Source organism: Saccharopolyspora sp. MMCC62, assembly GCF_057736575.1.
Genome location: NZ_JBYKCM010000003.1, coordinates 140,430 through 164,434, shown reverse-complemented (window position 1 = coordinate 164,434; position 24,005 = coordinate 140,430). Strand labels below are relative to the sequence as shown.

The window sequence follows — 24,005 nt, the reverse complement described above, 5'->3', positions numbered from 1 at the left end:
TGTGCGGAGTCGCGCAGCTGCCCCGCCGGGTACCGTCACGCTGGCGCGGCGGTCGGCCGCCGTGCCGCCGAACGCCCGTGATGAGGAGACAAGGCCGTGCACGTCGTGATCCTGGGCTGCGGCCGGGTGGGGGCATCCCTCGCCGCCGCCCTGCAACGGCTCGACCACACCGTCGCCGTGGTGGACAAGGACGAGGCCGCGTTCCACCGGCTCGGCAAGGACTTCGCGGGCCGCCAGGTCACCGGCAACGGTTTCGACCGGGACGTGCTGGCGGAAGCGGGCATCGAATCCGCCGCGGCGTTCGCCGCCGTCTCCAACGGCGACAACTCGAACATCATCGCCGCCCGGGTGGCGCGCGAGACGTTCGGCGTGGAGCACGTCGTCGCCCGCATCTACGACCCGAAGCGCGCCGCCGTGTACGAGCGGCTCGGCATCCCCACCGTCGCCACCGTCCCGTGGACCACCGACCGCTTCCTGCGGATGCTGCTGCCGGAAGGGGTCGCGACCGCGTGGCGCGAACCCTCCGGCGCCGTCGCGGTCTTGCAGCTGCCGCTGCACGAGGACTGGGTGGGCAGGCGCATCGTCGAGCTGGAGGAGAGCACCGGCGCACGGGTGGCGTTCGTGATGCGCTTCGGCAACGGCGTGCTCCCCGACCGCAAGACCGTCATCCAAGCCGACGACGACGTCTACGTCGCCGCGCTGTCCGGCACCGTCACCGACGTCACCGCGGCGGCGCTGCGCGCACCAGAGGAGACCGAGTGATGCGCATCGCGATCGCCGGCGCCGGGGCCGTCGGCCACTCCATCGCCGGGGAGCTGCTCGACGGCGGCCACCAGGTCATGCTCATCGAGCGCAGCACCGAGAACTACCGGCCGAAGACCATCCCCGACGTGGAATGGGTCCTCGCCGACGCCTGCGAGCTCGCCTCGCTGGAGGAGGCCGGGTTGCAGTCCTGCGACGTGGTCATCGCCGCCACCGGCGACGACAAGGTGAACCTGGTGGTCTCGCTGCTGGCGAAGACCGAGTTCGCGGTGCGCCGCGTCGTCGCCCGGGTCAACGACCCCCGCAACGAGTGGCTGTTCACCACCTCCTGGGGCGTCGACGTGGCCGTGTCCACGCCGCGGATGCTCGCCGCGATGGTCGAGGAGGCCGTCAACGTCGGTGACCTGGTGCGGCTGATGACGTTGCGCCAGGGCCAAGCGAACCTGGTGGAGATCACCCTGCCCCCGGAGACCTCGCTCGCGGGCCGCAGGGTCCGCGACCTGGCGCTGCCCGCGGACGCGGCGCTGGTGACGATCCTGCGCGGCGGCCGGGTCATCGTCCCGCAGCAGGACGACCCGGTGGAGGCAGGCGACGAGCTGCTGTTCGTGGCCGCGGCCGAGGTCGAACAGCAGATCCGGGAAGCGGTCCACGGCCGCTGAGCGACCGGTCCGCGGAAGCGTCTTCCGGCGGGCGGGTCGGCGGAACCTCGGCGACGCCTTCGCCGCGGAATCGTCCGCACCGGCTCCGCCACGGGAGCAGGCGCCGTCCCCGGCGAGCACACCGCTGAGCACCCGCGGATCGGTCCGGGTGGTCGGAAACGCGGCTCGCGGCTGAGGAACGACAGGACCCGCCGCGCACGACCGGCGCGTTCCACCTGCGGGCGGAGCTCAGCTCCCGTCTTCGGGAAGCGCGTGGCGGGTGTACGCGGCTGCGTCCGCCGCGTTGTTCTCCGCCTGCTCGCGGTCCGCGGCTTCCTGCGCGATCTTCGTGGCGCGGCGGATCGCCCACACCGTGACCAGCAGCGCCAGCACCGTCAGCGGGTAGCCCATGGCGATGCGGGCGAAGCCGAGCCACGCGGTCTCGTTGGCGTCGTACAGCCACTGCTGCACCACGTACTTCGCGGCGAACACCACGACCCACGCGAGCGTGGCGACGTCGTAGGCGCGCAGCGCGGCCCGCTGCTTGCGCCAGTCGAAGCCGAGCGAGTTCAGCGCGGACCAGGCGACGCCCACCAGGGGCCAGCGCGCCAGCACCGACACCAGGAACACCCCGCCGTACACCAGGCTGGTCCAGATGCCCAGCAGGAAGAAGCCCTTCGCGTCCCCGGAGCGGTAGGCGATGAACGAGCACACCGCCACGCCCAGCACCCCGGAGATCGCGGGTTGCAGCGGTTCCTTGCGCACCAGCCGCCACACCGCGATGGCCACCGCGAGCCCGACCGCGGACCAGATGGCCGGCATCATCCCGGCGATCGCGTTGACGATGACGAACACCACGATCGGCACGGCCGAGTAGGCGAGGCCGGAGACCCCGCCCATCTGCTCCAGCAGGGTCTTCTCGGACAGCGGAGTGGCGGCCTCGGCGGCGGCTCCCGCCGGTTCCTGGCCGGTGGTCGGCTCGGCGGCGGGCCGCTGGTCGGCGGGCGGTGTCTCGCGTTCGCTCATGCGGTGTTCTGCAACTCGTAGTAGGGGTTGTACAGCACCTTGCAGCCGTCGCGGACCGCGATCCGGCCGCGGGCCTTGATGGTGCGACCGGGTTCGATGCCGGTGATCCGGCGCCTCCCCAGCCACACGAGGGTCACGCCCTCGGTGCCGTCGAACAGCTCCGCTTCCAGCGTCGGAGCGGAGTTCTTCGGGGACATGTCCACGCTGCGCAGCCTGCCCAGCACCACGGCCTCCTGGCCGCACCGGCAGTCGCAGGCACGCTGCGCCCCGTCCGCCTGTGCGCGCTCGGAGAGGTCGTCGGCGTCGAGCTCGGCGACGTCGCTGGTCAACCGACGCATGAGGCGGTGCCAGTAGCCGCCCCCGGTGTTGCTCATCGCTAGCGCTCCACGTACGCCTGGGACTGGAACACGACCGCCGGGAGCCCGTCGGGAACGGCGGGCCACCGGGTCTTCCGCTGACTTCTCGGGGCACTGCTGCGCGCTCCGAACACCAGCGTAGCCCGCGCTCAGCCGCGCGTCGCCACCCTGGCGCCAAATCGAAGTCGATCACTCGAAGGTGTGATCGACTTCGTGCTCAGGCCTGCTGCTGCTCGCCGTTCTGCGCCTGCTGGATGTGCCGCGCGATGGACTCCGGCAGCTCGATCGGCAGCGGCGTGCGCACCGGCAGCGGATCGTCCCCGCGAACCACCACGGTCTCGTCGAGCACCGTGTACAGCAGCTTCGAGCAGGCCTCGGCGGTCTCCCCCGGCCCGGCGGCGACGCCGCGGACCATCCAGCGCGGCCCGTCGACGCCGACGAAGCGCAGCGCGGCGCGCGGCGAGTCGCCGACGAGCTCCCGGCCCCACTCGCCCTCTTCCTCGTGGACCGTGGCGCCGTCCTTGCGCAGCTGCGCGGTGAGCTCGGCGCGGACCTCCGGCCACAGCTCGGCGCTGCGCGGAGCGGCGAACGCGCTGATGGTGAGCCTGCCCACCCGGGTCACCAGGTGCACCGCGCGGACCGGTCCCGCCGGGTCCACCTCGACCTGCAGCTGGCTGCCCTCCGGGACCGGCAGCCGCACCGAGCCCAGGTCCAGCCGCTCCATCCGGTCGCCCGTGGGGAGTTCGCTGAGGTCGTAGGGCCCCAGCCCCGACTCGCCCTCGACGACCTCCGGCGGGTTCTCCGGAGCCGCGACCTCGTCCTGCCGCGAGTCCCGCCCGCGACGGCCCTTTCCGAACATCCCCTCAGACCTCCGTCCTGTGCTCGGCCCCGGCGGACGCCGGCCCCGTCAGCACCTCGTGCCCGCCGGTGGATCCGTGCCCACCGGTCCCCCGCTGCGATTCGGGCAGCGCCTCGACCTCTTCGAACACCGCGCACTCCACGCGCTGCACGACGAGCTGGGCGATGCGGTCACCGCGCCGCAGCGACAACGTCTCAGCACGATCATGATTGATCAAGCACACCTTGATCTCACCGCGGTACCCGGAGTCGATCGTGCCCGGGGAGTTCACCACCCCCAACCCGGCGCGCGCGGCGAGCCCGGAACGGGGGTGCACGAATCCGGCGTACCCCTCGGGTAAGGCCAGCGAGACCCCGGTGCCGACGAGCGCTCGCTCGCCGGGTCGCAGCACGAGGTCGCTGGTCGTCACCAGATCGGCACCGGCATCACCGGGCCGGGCGTACGACGGGATCGGCACTTCGGGGTCGAGACGGGTCAACAGGACCTTCACGTTCGGCACGGGCGGCGAGACTACCCTGGAGGCGTGTCGGAGAGCGCAGAAGCAACCAGCCCCGCCGCGGAGGCCCCCGGTCAGGCGAACATCGGCGAGTCGCGGACCTACCGGGAACGGCTCTACGCGGCCTGGTGGACGTGGCCGCTGCCGCTGGTGATGGCGGGCCTGCTGGCCGCCGAGGTGCACATGGGCTACCCGGGCATCCGGGCGTGGCTGCCGTACGTGCTGCTGCTGCCGATCGCGGTGGCCGTCCCGCTGTGGCTCGGCCGCACGAAGCTCGAGGTCACCGGCGGCGAGCTGTGGGTCGGCGACGCGCACGTGCCGCTGCGGTTCATCGAGGACGCCGAGGTGGTGCCCGCCGCGGAGAAGCGGCGCGCGCTGGGCCCGGAACTCGACCCGGCCGCATTCGTGCTGCACCGCCCGTGGGCGCCCGCTTCGGTGCGCATCTGGCTCAACGACGAGGACGATCCCACCCCCTACTGGGTGGTGAGTTCCCGCCGTCCGGAGCAATTGGCCGCCGCATTGCGGAGTTGAACGGACTTGCGCGGCGACCCGTTCACCGCGCGCGACTCATCGGGGCGAACGGTCCCGGGAAACAACGAACCTGGGCGCACGAGCACTCGTGAGCCCAGGTCCGTGTTCGGTCTTCGCCGTAGCCATTCGCCGCGTCCGCCGACTCGCCGCAGCCGATTCCCCGCTTCGCTCGAACCGGTGAACCACCGATTCGAGCCGCGGGGTCGCGCTGCGCCCGGACAGCTGTGGCCCGAGCCGCGAGAACGCCCCTCCAGGTCGCCCTCGCCACCGGCCCCGTCCGGGCGTCACCGCAGGCCACCCCGCCTGCGGACCCCCGTCCGGTACTGCTCAAGCAGCGCAGTCGCGGCAGATCAGACCGCCGTTGCGCTCCTCGGCCAGCCTGCTGCGGTGGTGCACCAGGAAGCAGCTGGAGCAGGTGAACTCGTCGGCCTGCTTGGGCAGGACCTTGACGGTCATCTCCTCACCGGACAGATCGGCTCCCGGCAACTCGAAGTTCTCCGCGATCTCCGATTCATCGGCGTCGACGACGCCGGATTGCGCTTCGTTGCGCCGCGCCTTGAGCTCCTCCAGCGAGTCTTCCGTCATTTCCTCGGACTCGCTGCGGCGCGGAGCGTCGTAGTCGGTCGCCATCGTGATTCACCCCTGCGATAGTGGAGACTGCAATGGTGTGCCGCTGGTAAACGTTCCAGGGCTCTCATTTGTGCCCGGGGGCGTGCGTGACGGTGATCTCGCCTGCTGCGCCCCAAGTTCCCCCTGAAACGAGCCGTTCTCGCTCCCCGTCACTGCCCGAGGCGCCGAGAGGGTAGCCCATCCCCGGGCCGCAGACGCATGAGGTCACCCATATGTGTGGTGTGCACTGCACCGAGGCATCCGACAAGATCACCCGAACGTCTGCAACAGCAGACGCAACAAGTGCGACACGACGGCCCGTCCGGCGACGCGGAACACAACGCGAACGCCTAGGCTGATCGCGCAACGTCCGATCCGATGACGGCAAGAGGAGAGTGGCAGGACGTGTCAGCCGCGACTTCACGCTGGGGCCGCCAAGGCCCTCGATACCGGCGACGGCGACCGCTTCCCGCTCTCCTGGTGCTGGGGCTGCTGGTCGTCCTGTCCGGTCTGATGTGGACCCGGGTCTTCGAGACCACCGAGGACGTCGAGACCGCGACCCGGTGCACCGTTCCCGGTGCTCCGACCGCACCGCCGGAGCCCGGCGCCGACGCGGGGCGGGAACCGCCCGCGCTGGGCCAGATGCTGCCCCGCGACGCGCTGGACCGCACCAACCCGATCACCGCGCGCGACGTGAAGGTGCGGGTGCTCAACGGCAACGGCGAGGCCAACCAGGCCGGCCTGATCAGCCAGGAGCTGACGAACTACGGGTTCGCGCCGGGCGGCGAGCCGGACAACGACCCGGTCTACCCGAACTACGACCTCGACTGCCACGGCCAGATCCGCTTCGGCGCCGCCGGGGCGAGCGCGGCCCGCACGCTGAGCCTGATGGTCCCGTGCGCGCAGTTGGTGCGCGACGACCGCGACGGCGACGGCCTGGACCTGGCGCTGGGCAAGGACTTCCGGGACATCCGGAACAAGCCGGAGGCCCGGCAGATCCTGCAGGAGCTGAAGAACCGGCAGCCGCAGGGCTCGGCCGAGCAGGAGGTCCGGCCGCCGCAGGTCGACGAGGACCTCCTGGAGGCCGCCCGCAACGTGGCCTGCTGATCCCTCGAACGCGGTGATGCCCGCCTCCCGTCCAGGACGGGAGGCGGGCATCACGTCGTTCACACCTCGAACGCCCCCACGTCGCGCAGCGCCGCGGTCAGCCGGTCGGCGACGCCCGGCGCCGCGCAGACCATCGCCTCGTCCCCGAGCCCGTCGGTCGACCCGGCCGCGGGCAGCCGCAGCAGCGCGCCCGCCTCCTGCGCGATGAGCGCTCCGGCGGCCCAGTCCCACCGCTTCAGCCCGACCTCGTAGTAGGCGTCGAGCCAGCCGGCGGCGACCGCGCACAGGTCCAGCGAGGCCGCTCCCGAGCGCCGGATGTCGCGCACCCGCCCCAGCAGCCTGCCGGTCGCCGCCGCCTGCCCGCGGCGCCGCTCGACCTCGTAGGCGAACCCGGTGCCCACCAGGGCCAGGTCCAGCCGGTCCGCGCCGGAGGCCCGCAACCGCTCCCCGTCGCAGAACGCCCCGCCGCCCTCGGCGGCGCTCCACACCCGCCCCGAGACGGGTTCCACCACGGCGCCCGCGACGGACCGGCCGTCGACCTGAGCGGCCAGCGACACGGCGTACCAGGGGTAGCCGTAGAGGTAGTTCACGGTTCCGTCGATCGGGTCCACCACCCAGCGCAGCCCGTCCAGCGCTCCGGCGCCGCCCTCCTCCTCGCCGAGCACCGATTCGCCGGGGCGCAGCTCGGCGAGCCGGTTCCGCACGAGCCGTTCGGCCGCTCGGTCGGCCTCGGTGACGACGTCGGTCTCCGTGCTCTTGGTCCGCACCGCACCGCCGGTCACCGATTCGTCACGAATCGTGCGCGCGAGCTCGGCCGCCTCGCCCGCGACCTGCGTCGCGACGGCGCGGAGGGTTTCGTTGTCCATGTCAGCTGTCAATCCCACGTTCACATCGCAGCACAGCGCGGATAAGGTCTGCACACCTCGTTCTGAATCGAATAGGAAGGATCGGGCATGGGCACTGCCCGCGGTTTCGGCGTGGATATCGGCGGGTCCGGCATCAAGGGGTGTCCGGTGGACATCGACGGTGGTGTGCTGGCCGAAGAACGCATGCGAATCCCCACCCCCCACCCCTCGACACCGGGTGCGGTGGCCGACGCGGTCGCGGAGATCGTCGAGAAGTTCGGCTGGTCCGGGCCGGTCGGCGTCACCCTGCCCAGCGTGATCAAGGAGGGTGTCGCCCATTCGGCGGCGAACATCGACGACAGCTGGATCGGCACCGACGCGCAGGCGCTGTTCGCGGAACGGCTCGGCAAGTCACGCGACCAGGTGATCGTGCTCAACGACGCCGACGCCGCCGGGCTCGCCGAGATGCGCTCCGGTTCCGGCGCGGGCCGCAAGGGCCTGGTGGTGGTGCTGACCTTCGGCACCGGCATCGGCAGCGCCATGTTCCTGGACGGCAAGCTGGTCCCGAACACCGAGTTCGGGCACATCGAGGTCGACGGGCACGACGCGGAGAAGCAGGCCGCCGCTTCGGTGAAGGACGACCTGGACCTCAGCTACCCGGAGTGGGCACCGCGGGTGAGCCGCTACGTCCAGGGGCTGGAGAAGTTCCTCTGGCCGGACCTGTTCATCGCGGGCGGCGGAGTCAGCAAGAAGGCGCACAAGTGGCTCCCGCTGCTGGACATCCGCACCCCGATCGTGGCGGCGACGCTGAAGAACGACGCGGGGATCGTCGGTGCGGCCACGGCCGCGGCGGCCCTCGAGGACTGATCTTCGCGGCGGCCGGGGCGATGTCACGACGTTTCCCCGGTACGCCCGTCCGAGTGATCTCGGAAGGACCGCGTTGCGCAGGGGCGGGACCGATCTCCGCCTTGCAGCGGAACCGCACTCCACCGTCGCGGTTACAATGGAACACGACCGACCTCATCCGGAACCTCCGGCACGGCGCCGGAACAGGCGTTCAGCCGAAATCGACTCCGCTTCGGAAGTTCTGGAAGGTGGGTCGTCCCCGACCTCTGGCGGCCGAGGTTTCGCGCCCTCCGGCCTGCCCTGATCGACCGTCGCGAAAGGGCGTACGTGGCAGCCGCAGAAACCGCAACCCGACGCTCCAGCTCCGCTGCAACCGCCGGCGGTGGCCAGTCTTCGTCGGCCCAGTCCGCATCCCAGTCCCAGACCGAGGCGTCCGCGCAAGAGACCGGCCAGACCGGTACCGGCGCGGCGAAGGCCAAGTCCGCGACAGCCGCGAAGTCGGCGGGTCGCAAGACCGCCGCGAAGCCGGCGGCCAAGAAGGGCACCAAGGCCGCTCCGGCCAAGTCCGGTGCGGGCAAGGCCGGTGCGAAGAACACCGCCAAGAACGGCGAGGGTCTGGAGATCGACGAACCGATCGAGACCGACCTGACCTCGCCCGACGTGGGTGACCTCGCCGAGGTCGAAGTGGAGATCCCGGAGGAGCCGACCGTCCCCGAGGACGAAGACGGCAAGACCGACTCCGACTTCGTCTGGGACGAGGAGGAGTCGGAGGCGCTGCGGCAGGCCCGCAAGGACGCCGAGCTCACCGCCTCCGCCGACTCGGTGCGCGCCTACCTGAAGCAGATCGGCAAGGTCGCGCTGCTCAACGCCGAGGAGGAGGTCGAACTCGCCAAGCGGATCGAGGCCGGCCTCTACGGCGCCGAGCGGCTCCGCCAGGCCGAGGAGGCCGACGAGAAGCTCACGTTCCAGATGAAGCGCGACCTGCGCTGGATCGTCCGGGACGGCGAGCGGGCCAAGAACCACCTGCTGGAGGCCAACCTCCGGCTCGTGGTCAGCCTCGCCAAGCGCTACACCGGCCGCGGCATGGCGTTCCTGGACCTGATCCAGGAGGGCAACCTCGGTCTGATCCGCGCGGTGGAGAAGTTCGACTACACCAAGGGCTACAAGTTCTCCACGTACGCCACCTGGTGGATCCGGCAGGCCATCACCCGCGCGATGGCCGACCAGGCCCGCACCATCCGCATCCCGGTGCACATGGTCGAGGTCATCAACAAGCTGGGTCGCATCCAGCGCGAGCTGCTGCAGGACCTGGGCCGCGAGCCCACGCCCGAAGAGCTCGCGAAGGAAATGGACATCACCCCGGAGAAGGTGCTGGAGATCCAGCAGTACGCCCGGGAGCCCATCTCGCTGGACCAGACGATCGGCGATGAGGGCGACAGCCAGCTCGGCGACTTCATCGAGGACTCCGAGGCGGTCGTCGCCGTCGACGCCGTGTCGTTCACCCTGCTGCAGGACCAGCTGCAGTCGGTGCTGGCGACGCTGTCCGAGCGGGAGGCGGGCGTGGTGCGGCTGCGCTTCGGCCTCACCGACGGCCAGCCGCGGACGCTCGACGAGATCGGCCAGGTCTACGGGGTGACGCGCGAGCGCATCCGGCAGATCGAGTCGAAGACGATGTCGAAGCTGCGTCACCCGTCCCGGTCCCAGGTGCTGCGCGACTACCTGGACTGAGATCCCGAACCACATCGGAGGCCGGTACCCCGCGGGGTACCGGCCTCCGGTGCGTTCAGGGCGGGGTCCGGCCCGCCCCGCCTCAGCGGAGCCGGTCGCCGAGGTGCTCGGCGAAGGCGTTGCCGAGCAGCCGGGTCCGTCCGGCGAACCCCCAGGTTCGGTAGCGCAGCGTGCGCCCGTTGGTGGTGCGCAGCAGCACGACGGTGCGGCGGAACCGGTGCAGCACCCGGCCCTCGACGACGGAGTCGTAGCGGTGCGCGGCGACCGGCGCGGACGGCTCGCCCGGTGCGGACTTCCGGCGCCGGGCGGCGCGCAACCGCTGCAGCCAGCGCGGCGGGTTCCGCTGGAAGTGCCCGAGGGTGACGACGGTGAACGCGATCGACACGACCTCGGCGATCAGGTTCACCGACCAGTACAGCAGCAGGCCGACCAGGATCAGGAACATGGGCGTCGCGATGATCGCGGCGACCAGCTGGGCGGTGTCGTCGTGCTCCAGCCGCTCGCGGAAGGGCATGGCCAGCACCGCCAGCACCCAGGTGGCGACGACCACCCAGATCATCAGCCGTTTGAGGTCGGGCCAAGCGAAGGCGGTGCGGTGCAGGGCCCAGCCCTGCTGGTCGAAGCGCAGCACTCCTCGGCCACCGGGGCGGGCGTGCACGTGGGTCAGCGCGGTCACGCCGACGTGTTCAGTGATCACCCGCGGAGATTAGCGAGACGCCACGGTCCGGAGAGGTGCTTCGACGAAACCGGGAGCCCGGTCACTCCGCGCCACCGGGCCGTGCATCCGGGTGACGTTGCGCTGTTCCGCGGCGGGACCGCCGGCCGGCGCCACATGATCATGTGGTGAGCGAACGGCGGAGTACTCGGCGACCCGAAGTCCTGTCGAACGCGGCGATCGTGGCCTGGGCCATCGGGCTCGTGCTGCTGGGGCTGATCTCGATCACCGCGCTGTGGGTGCTGGTCAGCAACACCGGTCCGGAGGCCGGGACTCGGCTGGACGCCATCCGCACCGCGTTCAGCATCGTGCTCGGCGGTGGCGGGGCCGCCGGCCTGCTGCTGACCGCGCGCAAGCAGCGGTCCACCGAGCTGGACATCGAGATCAAGAGCCACGACTCGACCGAGGCCAGGGTGACCGAGCTCTACGGCCGGGCCGCGGACCAGCTCGGCAGCGACAAGGCGCCGGTGCGGCTGGCCGGGATCTTCGCGCTGGAACGGCTCGGGCAGAACAACCCGGAGCACCGGCAGACCATCGTGGACCTGCTGTGCGCCTACCTGCGGATGCCCGCCGCCGCGTCCGGCGCGGACGACGCGGGTCCCGCGCTGGAGCAGCAGGTGCGGGACACCGCGCAGTCGGTGCTCGCCGCGCACCTGCGCACCGATGCGGACACCGCCGAGCTGTTCTGGCCGGATATCCGGCTGAACCTGGCGGGCGCGGTGCTGAGCACGTTCCGGTTCACCCGCTGCCGGGTGCGGCAGGCGACGTTCGCCGGGGCCCGCTTCGACGGACCCGGCGTGTTCCGCGGCGCCGTGTTCGAGCAGCAGGCCGACTTCCGGTCAGCGCGGTTCACCGGGATCGCGGACTTCCGGCGGGTGACCTTCGACGGCGAGGGCGCGAACTTCCGCGGCGCCCTGTTCGCCGGCGAGGTCGACTTCGGCACGCACACCGAGGCCGCCCTGACCGGCGCGTGCGCGACGCCACCCGACGACGGGGTCCGCCGCAAGTGGCCCGCAGGCTGGCGCGAGGAACCGGACGGCGGGGAGCACCTGCTCGTACGATCGGGTAATGAATCTTCCGACGCATCACCCCACGTGAAAGGATGATCCGGCCGGAAGGCCGAACCCTCGAGATGTGGAAGTGGGTGAACACCCATGTCGACGATGTACGCACGACTCGCTGTCAGGCGATGCACCCGCGCGAACCGCTCGAAGCGGACGGCTCGGTCGATGCTCGGTGGTGGTTCGCCCACGGACCCGCTCGGTTAGGTGATCGCGGCGGCCGTGGGCCGACCGCGGTCGATCTCCCGGCCGGAGCAGTCCGTCTCGCCCGGAGCTTCGGACGCCCGGATCACGGAGTGGATCCGCGTGATCGCTCGACGGCACCGGCGCGGCTTGGTGGCCGCTCCACCCCGATCGATCCGCACGATCCCTCCCAGGCCCGGCGAGCCGAGACCGGAACGTTCCGCGGAGGCCCCGCCGCGGCGATATCACGCCGGATTCGCCGGAATCGATGGGAATCCAGACGTGATTCATCACACATTGATTCTGGGGAATTCGACGCATCCCAGGCGTGCGGGTCGTTCGCTTGCAGCAGAACGGTTCGCGCCCGGAGCCGGGAATGCGCACCGCCGGTACGCACGAAACGCCGTTCGGCGCAATTCGAAGCTCACCATTTTCCCTGGTCAGGCGACTCGAAAACGGCGCCGTGACGAGATTGCCACGCTCCGCTACCGGGGCTGCGGCAAGCGGGTACTTCGACGTGACGACGGTCGCCACTCCGCACGGGAACACTGACGTACGGCTGTGCGTCTGCAAGAGTGGGGTAAGCGAGCACCGGCCCCGCCGCCAGTGGGCCACCGGTGGTCGCAGCAGGATCGAGGGCGTCGGGGTACGACCCGGCGCCGGGACGGAGGGAGATCACGATGCCTGGAACGCTCACCCGCCCCGAGCTGACCGCCGCCGACCGCTGCGACCGCTGCGGGGCCGCTGCGAAGCTTCGCGCCGTACTGCCATCCGGTGGGGAGCTGTTGTTCTGCGGGCACCACGGCCGGGAGTTCGAGCCGCGCTTGCGGGAAATGGACGCCGAACTCCAGCAGGACGACCAGTAACGACACCCGACCCGAAAGCCCCGGAGAACCTGGTTCTCCGGGGCTTTCGGCGTTCCCCGGGCGTCCGGTCGAGCCGGGACCCGCGGTCAGGCCAGTTCGCCGAGCGCGTCGAGGAGCCGCCGCACGTCGGCCTCCTCGCTGTAGTGGCACAGCGCGGCGCGCACCACGCCCGCCTCGCCGACGCCGAGCGCGCGTACCGCCTGCCACGCGTAGCCGTGCCCGGCGGACACGTTGATCCCCCGCTCGGCGAGCGACCCGGCGACCTCCGCGGGCGAGCGGCCGGGCACGGTGAACGCCGCGATCGGCGTGGGACGGCCCACCGGCCGGCCGACCCGGTGCACGTGCGGCAGCTCCGCGATCCCGTCGAACAGCAGCGCGGCCAGCGCGTCCTCGTGGGCGACGACCGCGCGGCGGCTCGCGAGGAGCCGCTCCCGGCGGGTTCCGGTGGCCGCCGGATCCAGTTCGGCGAGGTGGTCGACCGCCGCGGTCACGCCCGCCAGCGATTCGAACGGCGCGGTGCCCAGCTCGAACCGGGTCGGGATCTCGTCCGGCGAGGGCAGCAGCTTGTCCGGGTTCAACGTCTCCAGCGACCACGGGTCGGCCGCCACCACGGCCGCCAGGTGCGGGCCGGACCACTTGTAGGCGCTGGTCGCGTAGAAATCGGCACCGAGCGCGGCGAGGTCCACCTCGGCGTGCGGGCAGTGCTGCACGCCGTCGACGAAGCTGGTCGCCCCCACCTCGCGGGCCCGCCGGGTGATCGCCGCGACGTCGGGAACGTCGCCGACCAGGTTCGACGCCGCCGTGACCGCGACCAGCCTGGTCCGCTCCCCGATGAGCTCCACCACCCGCTCGGCGGCCAGCGCCCCCGTGTCGGGGTCGATCGGGGCGAACCGCACGGTCGCCCCGGCCCGCTGCGCGTGCTGCACCCACGGGCGCACGTTCGAGTCGTGGTCGAGCTCGGTCACCACCACCTCGTCACCGGGCCGCCAGCCGGCGGCGAGCACCCCGGCGAAGCGGTAGACCAGCGCCGTGGTGCTCGGCCCGAACACCACGCACTCCGGGCCGGGAGCTCCGGTCAGATCGGCCACCGCGGCCCGCGCCCCGGCCACGACGGACGCCGCCCGGCGGCTGGACTCGAAGTCCCCGCCCACGTTCGAGACCCCGCGGGCCAGCACGTCCGCGACCGCGTCGATCACCTGCTGCGGGACCTGCGTCCCGCCCGCCGCATCGAGCCAGGACCGGCCGTCGGACAGCGCCGGGTACCGGGCCCGCACCTTCTCCACGTCGAATGCCATGGGGAGAGGGTAGGTACGGGCGATCACACGCGGGTCGCGATCGGACACCGGCCGCAGCCGGGTGTCACCAGGACCGCAGGGTGGCGATCCGCTCCTCCAGCTGTTCGACGGTGGCCATCGCGGTGGGCGGGCCACCGCAGATCCGCCGCAGCTCGTTGTGGATCTTGCCGTGCGGTTTGCGGGTGCGGTGGTGGTGCAGCGAGACGAGCGTGTTGAGCTCCTTGCGCAGCCCCTTCAGCCGTTCCTGCACGCTCTGCGGGCGGCGGGCCTGCTCGGCCTGCTCGACGCGTTCCGCGGCCTTCTGCTCCTTGTCCGCGGCCTCCCGCTTGCCGACGGTCTCCAGCTGCTGCTCCTGGCGCTGGCGCAGCAAGGCCCGCACCTGGTCCGGTTCGAGCAGCCCGGGCAGGCCCAGGTAGTCCTGCTCGTCCTCGCTGGTGCCGAAGGCCGCCGTGCCGAACGAGGAACCGTCGTAGATCACCTGGTCGAGTTCGGCATCGGCGCCCAGCGAGGTGAACGCCTTCTCCTCCTCGCCCGGCTCGTCCTTGGTGCGGTTCGCGTCGGCGAGCAGCTCGTCTTCCCAGCCGTCCTTCTCCCGGTGCGGCTTGCCCAGCACGTGGTCGCGCTCGGCTTCGAGCTGGCTGGCCAGCTCCAGCAGCACCGGCACGCTCGGCAGGAAGATGCTCGCGGTCTCCCCGGGGCGCCGCGCGCGGACGAAGCGGCCGATGGCCTGCGCGAAGTACAGCGGGGTGGAGGCGCTGGTGGCGTAGACGCCGACGGCCAGCCGCGGGACGTCGACGCCTTCGCTGACCATCCGGACCGCGACCATCCACTCGTCGTCGGAGTCGGCGAACTCGGCGATGCGGCCGGAGGCCTTCGGGTCGTCGGAGAGCACCACCGTCGGCACCGAGCCGGTCAGCCGCTCCAGCGCCTTCGCGTACGCCTTCGCCGTGACGTGGTCGGAGGCGATCACCAGCCCGCCCGCGTCCGGCACACCGCCCTTGCGCAGCTGCTGCAGCCGGGTGTGCGCCGCCTGCAGCACCGCGGGGATCCACTCCCCCGCCGGGTCCAGCGCGGTGCGCCAGGCCCGCGCGGTCTGCTCGGCGGTGAGCGGTTCGCCGAGGCGCGCGGAGAACTCGTCGCCCGCGTTGGTGCGCCACCGGGTCTCCCCCGAATACGCCAGGAAGATCACCGGTCGCACCACGCCGTCGCGCAGCGCGTCCGAGTAGCCGTAGGAGCTGTCGGCCTTGCTCCGCATCGAGCCGTCGGCGTCCGGCTCGTAGTTCACGAACGGGATCGGCGTGTCGTCGCTGCGGAACGGGGTACCGGTCAGCGCCAGCCGCCGCACCGCGGGCGTGAACGCCTCGCGCGTCGCATCGCCCCACGACTTCGCGTCGCCCGCGTGGTGGACCTCGTCCAGGATCACCAGGGTCTTGCGCCGCTCGGTGCGCACCCGGTGCAGCGTGGGATGCGCGGCGATCTGCGCGTAGGTGACCACCACGCCGCGGTAGTCGCTGGAGGTGAAGCCGTCGGAGTTGCGGAAGTCCGGGTCCAGCGGGATACCGGCGCCGCCCGCGGCCAACGCCCACTGGTGCTTGAGGTGCTCGGTGGGGGCGACCACCGTCACCGACTCCACCGTCCGGTCCGCCAGCAGCTCCGCGGCGATGCGCAGGCCGAACGTCGTCTTGCCCGCGCCGGGCGTGGCGACGGCGGTGAAGTCCTGCGGGTTGCTGGAGAGGTACTTCGCCAGCGCCCGGCGCTGCCAGGCGCGCAGCGGGCGCTGGGCGGCCTGCGACGGGTCGCTGAGCACAGATCGGACTGGATCGAGTTGTGCCTCGGACACGCTTGCTCGCCGCTCCTTCCTGAGCCTTCTCCCCCTCGCGATGCGCGCGGCGCGAACCTGCGGATCACCGGCCGGGCGCGGAGACGCCCCGGCGACCCGGTGGAACCGTCCACCCGTCCCGCCGCGCGACTCCGCGCCGAGCGGGAGATCCGCCGAGGGCGACCCGCAGCCTACCGTCCCGCCTCCCGTGACCGGGCGCACCGACCCGCGAGCCGGATCGAGATCGCACTGACACTCCCGGTTCGCCGGGTCCACGCCCACGCGTCGTCCCCATGCAGCATCCTTGTACCCGCGATGGGTTCCTCAGGTCCGACCGGTAACAGCCAGCGGCCCGGCCAGCACGGCCGACGGCCGGAGCCCTCCGATGCGCGCGCGCCGGAGGAGGGCGCCCAGTCACCGCCCGAACAGGGCTGGGACGCGGCGGCCGACACCCGCCCGCGACGGGGGCCGCTGCAACTGGTCTGGCGGACCATCGACAAGGCGTGGTGGGACAACATCTTCTCCGAGTCGGCGGCGGCCGCGTTCTGGCAGACGCTGTCGATGCCGCCGCTGCTGCTGGGCCTGCTGGGCAGCCTCGGGTTCCTCGGCGACTGGTTCGGGCCCGCCGTCGTGGACGCGGTGCACGACAAGATCCTCGCCGGGGCGCGCGCCGTGTTCAGCGGCAACGTGGTGGACCAGATCATCGGGCCGACGGTGGAGGACATCCTCACCAAGGGGCGCAGCGAGATCGTGTCGGTGGGCTTCCTGCTGTCGCTGTGGGCGGGGTCCTCGGCGCTGGCCTCGCTGGTGGACTCGATCACCATGGCCTACGACCAGTACACGGTGCGGCACAGCGTGTGGCAGCGGATCTTCGCGCTGCTGCTCTACTTGGCGGCGCTGCTGCTGGCCGTGGTCGGGCTGCCGGTGATCGCGCTCGGCCCGGAGTGGCTGCCGACGGTGTTCCCGCCGTCGATGCAGGACGACGTGGCGTGGCTGATCCAGGTGTTCTACTTCCCCGCCACCGGGCTGCTGCTGGTGCTGGCGCTGGCCACGCTGTACAAGGTGGCGCTGCCGCGGAAGCTGCCGTGGCACCGCGGGGTCCCGGGAGCGCTGGTGGCGATGGCCGTGTTCCTGTGCTCCAGCGTCGGACTGCGCTGGTACATCACCTGGGTGACCGGCACCGGCTACACCTACGGGGCGCTGGCCACGCCGATCGCGTTCCTGCTGTTCGCGTTCTTCATCGGACTCGCGATCATCATCGGCGCCCAGTTCAACCAGGCGCTGCAGGAGTTGTGGCCGGCGAAGATGACCCGCCGCGAACGCCGCAAGTGGCGGCGGCTGGAGATGCGGCGCGCCGAGCAGCAGCTGCGCACCGAAGAGGGCTACCGCGCGTGGCGTGCGAAGGACGAGCGGCCGCGCGCCGCCGTCGACCCGCCGACGACGATCGTGACGACGGCGCTCGCGCAGGAGAAACCGGAGCCCGAGGAGTCCTAGCCGGTCTCGGTCTCAGCCGGTCCCAGCTCTCAGCGGCTCCCCGGTCCCGGGTGAGCCGCTGAGCGACCCGGCTCAGTCGTCGTCGCCACCACCGGGCGGCAGGCCCTCGAAGACCTTCTTGCAGTCCGGGCACACCGGCGAGCCGGGCTTGGCCGACTTCGTCACCGGGAACACCTCGCCGCACAGCGCCACCACGTACGTGCCCATGACCGCGCTCTCCGCGATCTTGTCCTTCTGCACGTAGTGGAAGACCTCTGGACGGTCATCCTGGGTCTGGTCCGTGGTCTCCGGCCGGACATCGGTCTCCGGAAGCGTCATCGTGCTCATCACCCCATGATGCCGCACCGCGCGCGGCGCGCGCCGCGCACCTCGGGCGCCCGAACCGGTTCAGGAGTCGTCGATCACCCGGTGATCGCGGGATTCCAGCGCGCGCGCCGACTGCTGGTAGCGGTTGACCTGTTCGCTCTTGCGCGGCGGGCGGTCGTTGGCGATGAGCACCGCCATCCACGGCAGCGGAATCGAGATCGCGACGATGATCAACGCCAGCCACCAGATCTGGTAGCACGCCGCGCCCACGATCAGGCAAGGAATGCGCATCGACATCATGATCGCGTACTTGCGCCGCCGCTCCGCCTGCTGATCGTCGTAGGACGGCTGCGCCTCGGTGATGAGCACCGGGGTGTCGTCGCCGTGCCGAGTGCTGCTCACGACACCACCTCCACGCAGTCCATCGTCCCACTCCGATTGCGGCTCCGACACCCTGGTGGCGGGGTGACCGCCGCCGCACCCGATCCACGGGTTTCACGTGGACTTGACCCGGCGGCGACCCCGGCGACCTGCGGCGGCGGTAGGTTCTGAGGTGGCGGGAGAGACGGACGGGGAGGCTGCGCGATGTTGTACATGCTCACGAAACGGGTGCTCGGTTCGGTGGCGCGGGCGGTGTACCGCCCGAAGGTCACCGGTGCCGAGCGGATCCCCGCCGACGGGCCGGTCATCTTCGCGGTGAACCACCTGTCGGTGGCCGACAGCTTCATCGTGCCGCTGGTCGTCCCCCGGCCGGTGGCGTTCCTGGCGAAGGCCGAGTACTTCCAGGGCGGCGGGCTCAAGAACCGGCTGACCGGCGGCGTGTTCCGCTCGCTGGGCGCCATCCCGGTGGAGCGCGGGCACGGCCGGGCCGCGAAGGAGGCGCTGGGCGCCGCCGAGCGGGTCCTCGCCGACGGCGGCGCGTTCGGCATCCACCCCGAAGGCACCCGCTCCCCCGACGGGCGCCTCTACCGCGGCCGGACCGGGGTGGCCCGGCTGGCGCTGAGCGGGGCGGCGAAGGTGGTGCCGGTGGCGCTGCACGGGACCGACCGGCTGCTGCCCATCGGGGCGAAGGTACCGCGTCTCGCCCGCGTCGAGGTCCGGTTCGGCGCGCCGCTGGAGTTCACCCGCTACCACGGCATGGAGGGATCGCTCCCGGTGCTGCGGTCCATCACCGACGAGATCATGTACGCCATCTCGGAGCTGTCCGACCAGGAGTACGTGGACCGCTACCAATCCCCTTCGTCCCGGGCTGCCTGAGTTGGCTGGGGCTTCTCGACACCTGTTGCGCAGGGGCGGGTGGCGGAACCTCAGCCGGTCCCTCGCTGCGGGATCGTTTTCACCGGTGGCTCCGCCACAGGAGAAAACGCTGTCCTCGCGAGGAACCGGCTGAGAACCCGCGGCGGTGCCGGTTGATCGGGTGGTCTCCGCTCAGCGGCTTCGCCGCTGACAGGAAGACGGCATGATCCGTCGCGGGGGCTGTCGGGCGGGACCGCTTCGTCACTTCTTCTTGGCGGCTGCTTTCTGGGCCTTCTTCCAGGAGCGGACCTCGTCGAGGGTCACCTGGTCGACGACGTCGGCGATGGAGCGGCGGGCGTCCGGATCGCCGTAGGCGCCCGCTGCCTCCCGCCAGCCCTCCGGCCGCACCTGCCACTGCTTGCCGAGCAGCGCCAGGAAGATCCGCGTCTTCTGGTCGCCGTACCCGGGCAGCGCCTTGAGCCGGGCGAGGACCCGGGCGCCGTCCGGGTCGCCGTCGGTCCAGATCCGCTCGGCGTCGCCGTCGTAGTGCTCCACCAGGTACGCGCACACCGCCTGCACCCGCTTCGCCATCGAGCCGGGGAACCGGTGGATCGCGGGCGGGGTGGCGCAGGTCGCCGCGAACTCCTCCGGGTCCATCGCGGCGATGCCGCGGGCGTCGAGCTCGCCGAGGCGCTCGGCCAGGACCTGCGGGCCGGAGAACGCCTTCTCCATCGGGATCTGCTGGTCGAGGAGCATCCCGAGCAGCAGCGCCAGCGGATCTTCCGAGAGCAGCGCGTCGGCCTCGGCGTTCTGGGTCAGGTGCAGCGTCCGGCTCATGCGGCCAGGATCGCACGCGGGGTTCCGCGCGTCCCTGCGCAGGCCGTTCGGCGGGGCGTGTGAGGATCGGGCGCGTGATTCCGGATCTCTCGAACGACGTCCTCGACCGCCTCCGCGCCGCCTTCCAGGAGGCGGGCTACGACACCGACGGCGTGGTGGACCTGCTCGGGCCGCAGGCCCACGCCGCGCTCGGCCGGGGCGAACCCGAACCCGCGCTGCGGGCGACCGCGGACGGCGGGCCGCTGGGCACGCTGGTCCGGTTGTTCCTGCTCGGCGAGGCCCGACCGGCCGCCGAGGTCGCCGCGGCGCTGCGGCCGCTGGCGGTCGCCGACGCCGTCGCCGGTGGCGTGCTGGCCGCCGACGGCGATGCGCTGCGCGCGGGCCTGGACATCCGCCCGCACGGCGCGGGCGAGGACTCGTGGTGGGTCGTCTCCGACCTCGACTCCGACCTGCGTCCGGAAGGCTGGGCGACCGGTGTCGACCACGTGCTCGGCGTGGGGCACGCCTCGCTGAGCCTGGTGCGGGCGACCTCGCGCAGGCAGGTCGGCTCGGTGCTGGACGTGGGCACCGGCTGCGGCGTGCAGGCGCTGCACGCGAGCACGCACGCGCAGCGGGTCACCGCGACCGACGTGTCCGCCCGGGCGCTGGCGCTGGCCTCGGCGACGTTCCGGCTCAACCGGATCGACGTGGAGCTCGCCGAAGGCGAGTGGTTCGAGCCGGTGCGCGGCCGCCGCTTCGACCAGATCGTGTGCAACCCGCCGTTCGTGGTCGGCCCGCCGCGCACCGACTACGTGTACCGCGACTCCGGGCTCGCCGGGGACGACGCGAGCGCGCTGGTGGTGCGGCAGCTGCCGTCGTTCCTCGACGAGGGCGGCACCGGGCAGCTGCTGGCGTCCTGGCTGCACCGCAAGGGCGAGGACTGGCAGGACCGGGTGGCGCGCTGGCTGCCGCCCGGCGGGGTGGACGCCTGGTTCGCGCAGCGCGACGTGGCCGACCCGGCGCTCTACGTCGGCACCTGGCTGCGCGACGCCGGGTTCGACCCGCGCTCGCCCGCGGGCAGGCGCAAGGCCGCCGAGTGGCTGGACTGGTTCGACGCGAACGACGTGGACGGCGTCGGCTTCGGGTTCGTCACGCTGCGCCGCAGCGGCGCCGAGCGCGGCGAGGTCGTGTGCGAAGACCTCCGGCAGGCCTTCGACGACCCGCTGGGCCCGGAGAGCGACGGCTGGCTGCGCCGGGTCGAGTGGCTGCGCGAGCACGGCTCCGGTGACGCCCTGCTGGACGCGACGCTGGTCACCGCCTCCTCGACGGTGCTGGAAGAGGTCGCCGCGCACGGCGAGGAGGGCTGGGAGCGCTTCGTGCACCGGCTGCACCGCACGGACGGCCCCGGCTGGCAGCACGAGATCGACGAACTCGGCGTGCGGCTGCTCGCCGGCTGCCAGGGCGCGCTGCCGGTGCGGGACCTGGTGGAGCTGCTCGCGCTCGGCGCAGGAGAGGACGCCGCGGAGCTCTCCGACGCAGCGGTGCCGATGCTGCGCGAACTGGTGCGGCACGGAATGGTGATCCCGGCGGAATGGGCGGACGGCGAGTAATGCGCGCGGTGGTCAGCCGGGTCGCGCGGGCCTCGGTGCGGGTCGGCGGGGAGACCGTCGGCAAGATCGAAGAACCCGGGCTGCTGGTGCTATTGGGCGTGACCCATTCCGACGGCTCCGAACAGGCGGCGAATATGGCGCGCAAACTGCACGAGATACGGGCGTTGCGCGATGAGGAGTCCTGCGCCACCACCGGAGCCCCGCTCCTGGTGGTGAGCCAGTTCACCCTCTACGGCTCGACCCGCAAGGGCCGCCGCCCGTCCTGGACCGAGGCGGCCCGCCCTGAGCAGGCCGAACCCCTGGTGGCCGAGGTCGTCGACCGGCTGCGGGAGCGGGGCGCGCGGGTGGGCACCGGGCGGTTCGGCGCGATGATGGAAGTGGACAGCGTCAACGACGGACCATTCACGTTGTTGATCGACGTCTGAATGTAACGCCGGTTCTCAGCTGATCCTCAGACTTCGCGGAGCAACGGATGTGACCGCCGCGACGTCTCTCGGTCGAGCAGTTCGGGAACGAATTCAAGGGCGTGTTCGTTTTCCAGGTATCCAAGCTTCGACAGCCAGGTCCACCGAGCCGCCACCGCAACGCGGCGGCTCGACGGCGAGTCGAGTGGAGTCCCGATCAGAACGGCCGTTCTGCACCGGAACCACACGCGGCACGTCGGGAACACGCACCACTCCGACCCGACAGCACGACACCAGACAGCACAACCGTCACATCCGGACGGCGTGGCATTCGGCCCGCAACACCGAGCGTACGCGTCCTCCACAGCGCCAGACCGCGCCGTGGGCACGCCCCGCAAGCCAGCCCGTCAGGGAGGGAGCTCAATGACCGTCCCGCAGACCAACACCATGACCGCCACCGACGCCGACCTCGACAACCAGGGCCCCTCGGCCGACCTGGTGCGGGTCTACCTGAACGGCATCGGCCGCACCGCGCTGCTCACCGCGCAGGAGGAGGTCGACCTCGCCAAGCGGATCGAGGCGGGCGTCTTCGCGAAGCACATGCTGGAGACGGACGGCAAGATCTCGCCCGAACGGCGCAGCGACCTGCGGGCAGTGGTGCGCGACGGCCGGTCGGCCAAGAACCACCTGATGGAGGCCAACCTGCGGCTGGTGGTGAGCCTCGCCAAGCGCTACACCGGGCGCGGCATGCCGCTGCTGGACCTCATCCAGGAAGGCAACCTGGGGCTCATCCGCGCGGTCGAGAAGTTCGACTACACCAAGGGCTTCAAGTTCTCCACGTACGCGACCTGGTGGATCCGGCAGGCCATCACCCGCGGCATGGCGGACCAGTCCCGCACGATCCGGCTGCCCGTCCACCTCGTCGAGCAGGTGAACAAGCTGGCCCGGATCAAGCGGGACCTGCACCAGAAGCTGGGTCGCGAGGCGACCGACGAGGAACTGGCCTCCGAGAGCGGGCTCACCCCGGAGAAGGTGTCCGACCTGCTCGACCACTCCCGGGACCCGGTGAGCCTGGACATGCCGGTCGGTGCCGAAGAGGACGCCCCGCTCGGCGACTTCATCGAGGACGCCGAGTCCGCCGACGCGGAGAACGCGGTGATCTCCGGCTTCCTGCAGGACGACCTGCGCCGCGTGCTGGGCACCCTGGAGGAGCGGGAGCAGTCGGTGATCCGGATGCGCTACGGCCTCGACGACGGCCAGCCGCGCACCCTGGACCAGATCGGCAAGGCCTTCGGGCTGTCCCGCGAGCGGGTCCGCCAGATCGAGCGGGAGGTCATGTCCAAGCTGCGGCAGGGCGACCGCGCCGACCGGCTGCGGGCCTACGCCAGCTGACCCGGTGGTGCCCGCCGCGGCCCGGAGCCGCGGCGGACCGCGGAGAAGAACGCGCGCGTCCGGCCGGACATCCGGCCGGACGCATCCCAAGGGAGGTCGGACTCGCCCTCGAGGCAGGTCCGGCCTCTCGCCCCGTCCGCCCCGGTTCGCCCCGTCCGCCCCGGTTCGCCCCCGTCCACCCCGATTCGCGGAGCCCGGTCAGTCGCGGAACTTGCGCCGCCAGCGGTCGATCTCGTCCGCGGTGACGCCGTGCGCGCGCAACCAGCCCGCCGCGTGCTCCTCGTGCTCCGCCCAGGTCGCCAGCACGCCCTCGATCGCCTCCACCGGCGTCGAGATCAGGTGCCGCACGTCCTCCTCGCTGACCCCCGGCGGCAGCGCGGGCGCCAGCTCCAGGCGCTGCAGCACCCGGAACATGTTGCGGTCCGTCCGCACGTAGTCCGCGATGATCGCGTCCGAGCGCACGCCCGCCGCGCTCAGCAGCATCGCCGAGACCACCCCGGTGCGGTCCTTGCCCGCCGCGCAGTGCACCAGCACCGGCCCGTCCGCCGCCAGCACCAGCCGGAACACCCGCACCAGCTTGTCCGCCGCGTTCCGCAGCGCCAGCTGGTAGAGCTCCGGCAGCGGATGCGCCACCTCGGTCGAGTGGATGCCCGCGAGCAGCTCGATCTGGTGCACCTCCGCGACCTCCGCCAGCGGATGCGCCGTGCCGTTCAGCTCCGACGCGTCCCGCAGGTCCAGCACCAGCCGCGGCGGCCACACCACGTCCGCCGGCTCCCGGTCTCCCGGGCGCGGGGCGTCGCTGCGCAGCACGATCCCCTCCCGCGTGGTCCCCGGTTCGGCGGGCAACCCGCCGAGATCGCGCAGGTTGACCAACCCGTCGAGGGCCTCGGAGGTCGGATCCGTCGTGGACAAGGGCGTCTCCCATCGGCTCGGCTACCGACCGACAGCCTCGCAGGTGACCGGCCCCGGCCGACAGACCCGGTCCGCGCCCGCGAGTCGTTGCGT

Annotated in this window: 26 protein-coding genes; 13 read left to right on the top strand and 13 right to left on the bottom strand. The window is 71.9% G+C overall.

Annotated elements, in window-relative coordinates:
* Nucleotides 1-96: 96 nt before the first annotated feature.
* Together AC29IT_RS08325 and AC29IT_RS08320 are read left to right on the top strand one after the other, a co-directional pair.
* A complete protein-coding gene (locus AC29IT_RS08325; protein ID WP_358432988.1) occupies nt 97-762 on the top strand; it encodes a potassium channel family protein in 666 nt (221 codons plus the stop codon).
* Entirely contained in the window at nt 762-1,421 is a 660-nt protein-coding gene (locus tag AC29IT_RS08320) for a potassium channel family protein (protein WP_358432986.1), read from the top strand. Before AC29IT_RS08325 ends, AC29IT_RS08320 begins: the two co-directional genes overlap by 1 nt.
* Nucleotides 1,422-1,649: 228 nt before the next feature.
* Here the strand turns inward: AC29IT_RS08320 and AC29IT_RS08315 are convergent, their stop codons facing one another.
* From AC29IT_RS08315 to dut, 4 genes are all read right to left on the bottom strand, one after another.
* A complete protein-coding gene (locus AC29IT_RS08315; RefSeq protein ID WP_488218320.1) occupies nt 1,650-2,426 on the bottom strand; it encodes a DUF3159 domain-containing protein in 777 nt (258 codons plus the stop codon).
* The gene (locus AC29IT_RS08310) at nt 2,423-2,800 is read right to left on the bottom strand and encodes an OB-fold nucleic acid binding domain-containing protein (protein ID WP_358432984.1); all 378 of its coding nucleotides are present in this window, start codon (nt 2,798-2,800) and stop codon (nt 2,423-2,425) included. Before AC29IT_RS08310 ends, AC29IT_RS08315 begins: the two co-directional genes overlap by 4 nt.
* Nucleotides 2,801-2,999: 199 nt before the next feature.
* Entirely contained in the window at nt 3,000-3,641 is a 642-nt protein-coding gene (locus AC29IT_RS08305; protein WP_358432982.1) for a DUF3710 domain-containing protein, read from the bottom strand.
* Between the two features lie 4 nt (nt 3,642-3,645).
* Nucleotides 3,646-4,140 carry a dUTP diphosphatase gene (dut, locus tag AC29IT_RS08300; protein WP_358432980.1) on the bottom strand — a complete coding sequence of 165 codons (495 nt, stop codon included), beginning with the start codon at nt 4,138-4,140 and terminating at the stop codon, nt 3,646-3,648.
* Nucleotides 4,141-4,164: 24 nt separating this feature from the next.
* Here dut and AC29IT_RS08295 point away from each other — a divergent pair, with 24 nt between their 5' ends.
* On the top strand, nt 4,165-4,668 hold the full coding sequence (locus tag AC29IT_RS08295; RefSeq protein WP_488218319.1) for a DUF3093 domain-containing protein: 504 nt from the start codon (nt 4,165-4,167) through the stop codon (nt 4,666-4,668).
* Between the two features lie 327 nt (nt 4,669-4,995).
* On the opposite strand, the gene AC29IT_RS08290 is transcribed toward AC29IT_RS08295, so the two are convergent.
* Entirely contained in the window at nt 4,996-5,298 is a 303-nt protein-coding gene (locus AC29IT_RS08290) for a DUF4193 domain-containing protein (protein ID WP_224955409.1), read from the bottom strand.
* Nucleotides 5,299-5,655: 357 nt separating this feature from the next.
* Between AC29IT_RS08290 and cei the strand changes: the two genes are divergently transcribed.
* On the top strand, nt 5,656-6,384 hold the full coding sequence (gene cei / locus AC29IT_RS08285; RefSeq protein ID WP_488218318.1) for an envelope integrity protein Cei: 729 nt from the start codon (nt 5,656-5,658) through the stop codon (nt 6,382-6,384).
* Between the two features lie 59 nt (nt 6,385-6,443).
* On the opposite strand, the gene AC29IT_RS08280 is transcribed toward cei, so the two are convergent.
* A complete protein-coding gene (locus AC29IT_RS08280; protein WP_488218317.1) occupies nt 6,444-7,250 on the bottom strand; it encodes an inositol monophosphatase family protein in 807 nt (268 codons plus the stop codon).
* Between the two features lie 87 nt (nt 7,251-7,337).
* Between AC29IT_RS08280 and ppgK the strand changes: the two genes are divergently transcribed.
* Nucleotides 7,338-8,096 (top strand): polyphosphate--glucose phosphotransferase, encoded by a 759-nt coding sequence (gene ppgK / locus AC29IT_RS08275; RefSeq protein ID WP_358432972.1) that lies wholly within the window; start codon nt 7,338-7,340, stop codon nt 8,094-8,096.
* Between the two features lie 306 nt (nt 8,097-8,402).
* Nucleotides 8,403-9,803, top strand: a complete 1,401-nt coding sequence (locus AC29IT_RS08270; protein ID WP_358432970.1) for an RNA polymerase sigma factor — start codon at nt 8,403-8,405, stop codon at nt 9,801-9,803.
* Between the two features lie 82 nt (nt 9,804-9,885).
* Here the strand turns inward: AC29IT_RS08270 and AC29IT_RS08265 are convergent, their stop codons facing one another.
* Nucleotides 9,886-10,500, bottom strand: coding sequence for a hypothetical protein (locus tag AC29IT_RS08265; RefSeq protein WP_488218316.1), 615 nt, complete (start codon nt 10,498-10,500; stop codon nt 9,886-9,888).
* Between the two features lie 146 nt (nt 10,501-10,646).
* Between AC29IT_RS08265 and AC29IT_RS08260 the strand changes: the two genes are divergently transcribed.
* Nucleotides 10,647-11,624 carry a pentapeptide repeat-containing protein gene (locus tag AC29IT_RS08260; RefSeq protein ID WP_488218315.1) on the top strand — a complete coding sequence of 326 codons (978 nt, stop codon included), beginning with the start codon at nt 10,647-10,649 and terminating at the stop codon, nt 11,622-11,624.
* An 818-nt stretch (nt 11,625-12,442) separates the two neighbouring features.
* On the top strand, nt 12,443-12,628 hold the full coding sequence (locus tag AC29IT_RS08255; protein ID WP_358432964.1) for a DUF7455 domain-containing protein: 186 nt from the start codon (nt 12,443-12,445) through the stop codon (nt 12,626-12,628).
* Nucleotides 12,629-12,714: 86 nt separating this feature from the next.
* Here the strand turns inward: AC29IT_RS08255 and AC29IT_RS08250 are convergent, their stop codons facing one another.
* Nucleotides 12,715-13,923 (bottom strand): cysteine desulfurase-like protein, encoded by a 1,209-nt coding sequence (locus AC29IT_RS08250; RefSeq protein WP_488218314.1) that lies wholly within the window; start codon nt 13,921-13,923, stop codon nt 12,715-12,717.
* A gap of 64 nt (nt 13,924-13,987) precedes the next feature.
* Complete coding sequence (locus tag AC29IT_RS08245; protein WP_488218572.1) at nt 13,988-15,730, bottom strand: DEAD/DEAH box helicase; 1,743 nt, start codon at nt 15,728-15,730, stop codon at nt 13,988-13,990.
* 327 nt (nt 15,731-16,057) lie between these two features.
* Here AC29IT_RS08245 and AC29IT_RS08240 point away from each other — a divergent pair, with 327 nt between their 5' ends.
* Complete coding sequence (locus tag AC29IT_RS08240) at nt 16,058-17,236, top strand: YihY/virulence factor BrkB family protein (RefSeq protein WP_488218313.1); 1,179 nt, start codon at nt 16,058-16,060, stop codon at nt 17,234-17,236.
* A gap of 72 nt (nt 17,237-17,308) precedes the next feature.
* Here the strand turns inward: AC29IT_RS08240 and AC29IT_RS08235 are convergent, their stop codons facing one another.
* On the bottom strand, nt 17,309-17,563 hold the full coding sequence (locus AC29IT_RS08235; protein ID WP_224955395.1) for a DUF3039 domain-containing protein: 255 nt from the start codon (nt 17,561-17,563) through the stop codon (nt 17,309-17,311).
* Between the two features lie 60 nt (nt 17,564-17,623).
* Entirely contained in the window at nt 17,624-17,944 is a 321-nt protein-coding gene (locus tag AC29IT_RS08230) for a DUF3099 domain-containing protein (RefSeq protein WP_358432958.1), read from the bottom strand.
* 183 nt (nt 17,945-18,127) lie between these two features.
* Here AC29IT_RS08230 and AC29IT_RS08225 point away from each other — a divergent pair, with 183 nt between their 5' ends.
* On the top strand, nt 18,128-18,799 hold the full coding sequence (locus AC29IT_RS08225) for a lysophospholipid acyltransferase family protein (protein WP_358432956.1): 672 nt from the start codon (nt 18,128-18,130) through the stop codon (nt 18,797-18,799).
* 240 nt (nt 18,800-19,039) lie between these two features.
* Here the strand turns inward: AC29IT_RS08225 and AC29IT_RS08220 are convergent, their stop codons facing one another.
* Nucleotides 19,040-19,615, bottom strand: coding sequence for an HhH-GPD-type base excision DNA repair protein (locus AC29IT_RS08220; RefSeq protein WP_488218312.1), 576 nt, complete (start codon nt 19,613-19,615; stop codon nt 19,040-19,042).
* Nucleotides 19,616-19,689: 74 nt separating this feature from the next.
* On the opposite strand from AC29IT_RS08220, the gene AC29IT_RS08215 reads away from it, so the two are divergent.
* The 3 genes from AC29IT_RS08215 (at nt 19,690) to AC29IT_RS08205 (ending at nt 23,000) form a co-directional block, all read left to right on the top strand.
* Nucleotides 19,690-21,204, top strand: a complete 1,515-nt coding sequence (locus AC29IT_RS08215) for a DUF7782 domain-containing protein (protein ID WP_488218311.1) — start codon at nt 19,690-19,692, stop codon at nt 21,202-21,204.
* Entirely contained in the window at nt 21,204-21,629 is a 426-nt protein-coding gene (gene dtd / locus AC29IT_RS08210) for a D-aminoacyl-tRNA deacylase (protein ID WP_488218310.1), read from the top strand. The genes AC29IT_RS08215 and dtd overlap by 1 nt, the downstream gene beginning before the upstream one ends.
* A 402-nt stretch (nt 21,630-22,031) precedes the next feature.
* On the top strand, nt 22,032-23,000 hold the full coding sequence (locus AC29IT_RS08205; RefSeq protein ID WP_358432948.1) for a sigma-70 family RNA polymerase sigma factor: 969 nt from the start codon (nt 22,032-22,034) through the stop codon (nt 22,998-23,000).
* 198 nt (nt 23,001-23,198) lie between these two features.
* On the opposite strand, the gene AC29IT_RS08200 is transcribed toward AC29IT_RS08205, so the two are convergent.
* The gene (locus AC29IT_RS08200) at nt 23,199-23,912 is read right to left on the bottom strand and encodes a tyrosine-protein phosphatase (protein ID WP_488218309.1); all 714 of its coding nucleotides are present in this window, start codon (nt 23,910-23,912) and stop codon (nt 23,199-23,201) included.
* Nucleotides 23,913-24,005: the final 93 nt, after the last annotated feature.

Coding starts and splice junctions, on each gene's coding strand:
- AC29IT_RS08320 (WP_358432986.1), top strand. CDS start 762: ATGCGCATCGCGATCGCCGGCGCCGGGGCCGTCGGCCACTCCATCGCC.
- AC29IT_RS08315 (WP_488218320.1), bottom strand. CDS start 2,426: ATGAGCGAACGCGAGACACCGCCCGCCGACCAGCGGCCCGCCGCCGAG.
- AC29IT_RS08310 (WP_358432984.1), bottom strand. CDS start 2,800: ATGAGCAACACCGGGGGCGGCTACTGGCACCGCCTCATGCGTCGGTTG.
- AC29IT_RS08305 (WP_358432982.1), bottom strand. CDS start 3,641: ATGTTCGGAAAGGGCCGTCGCGGGCGGGACTCGCGGCAGGACGAGGTC.
- AC29IT_RS08290 (WP_224955409.1), bottom strand. CDS start 5,298: ATGGCGACCGACTACGACGCTCCGCGCCGCAGCGAGTCCGAGGAAATG.
- cei (WP_488218318.1), top strand. CDS start 5,656: ATGACGGCAAGAGGAGAGTGGCAGGACGTGTCAGCCGCGACTTCACGC.
- AC29IT_RS08280 (WP_488218317.1), bottom strand. CDS start 7,250: ATGGACAACGAAACCCTCCGCGCCGTCGCGACGCAGGTCGCGGGCGAG.
- ppgK (WP_358432972.1), top strand. CDS start 7,338: ATGGGCACTGCCCGCGGTTTCGGCGTGGATATCGGCGGGTCCGGCATC.
- AC29IT_RS08255 (WP_358432964.1), top strand. CDS start 12,443: ATGCCTGGAACGCTCACCCGCCCCGAGCTGACCGCCGCCGACCGCTGC.
- AC29IT_RS08250 (WP_488218314.1), bottom strand. CDS start 13,923: ATGGCATTCGACGTGGAGAAGGTGCGGGCCCGGTACCCGGCGCTGTCC.
- AC29IT_RS08240 (WP_488218313.1), top strand. CDS start 16,058: ATGGGTTCCTCAGGTCCGACCGGTAACAGCCAGCGGCCCGGCCAGCAC.
- AC29IT_RS08235 (WP_224955395.1), bottom strand. CDS start 17,563: ATGAGCACGATGACGCTTCCGGAGACCGATGTCCGGCCGGAGACCACG.
- AC29IT_RS08225 (WP_358432956.1), top strand. CDS start 18,128: ATGTTGTACATGCTCACGAAACGGGTGCTCGGTTCGGTGGCGCGGGCG.
- AC29IT_RS08220 (WP_488218312.1), bottom strand. CDS start 19,615: ATGAGCCGGACGCTGCACCTGACCCAGAACGCCGAGGCCGACGCGCTG.
- dtd (WP_488218310.1), top strand. CDS start 21,204: ATGCGCGCGGTGGTCAGCCGGGTCGCGCGGGCCTCGGTGCGGGTCGGC.
- AC29IT_RS08205 (WP_358432948.1), top strand. CDS start 22,032: ATGACCGTCCCGCAGACCAACACCATGACCGCCACCGACGCCGACCTC.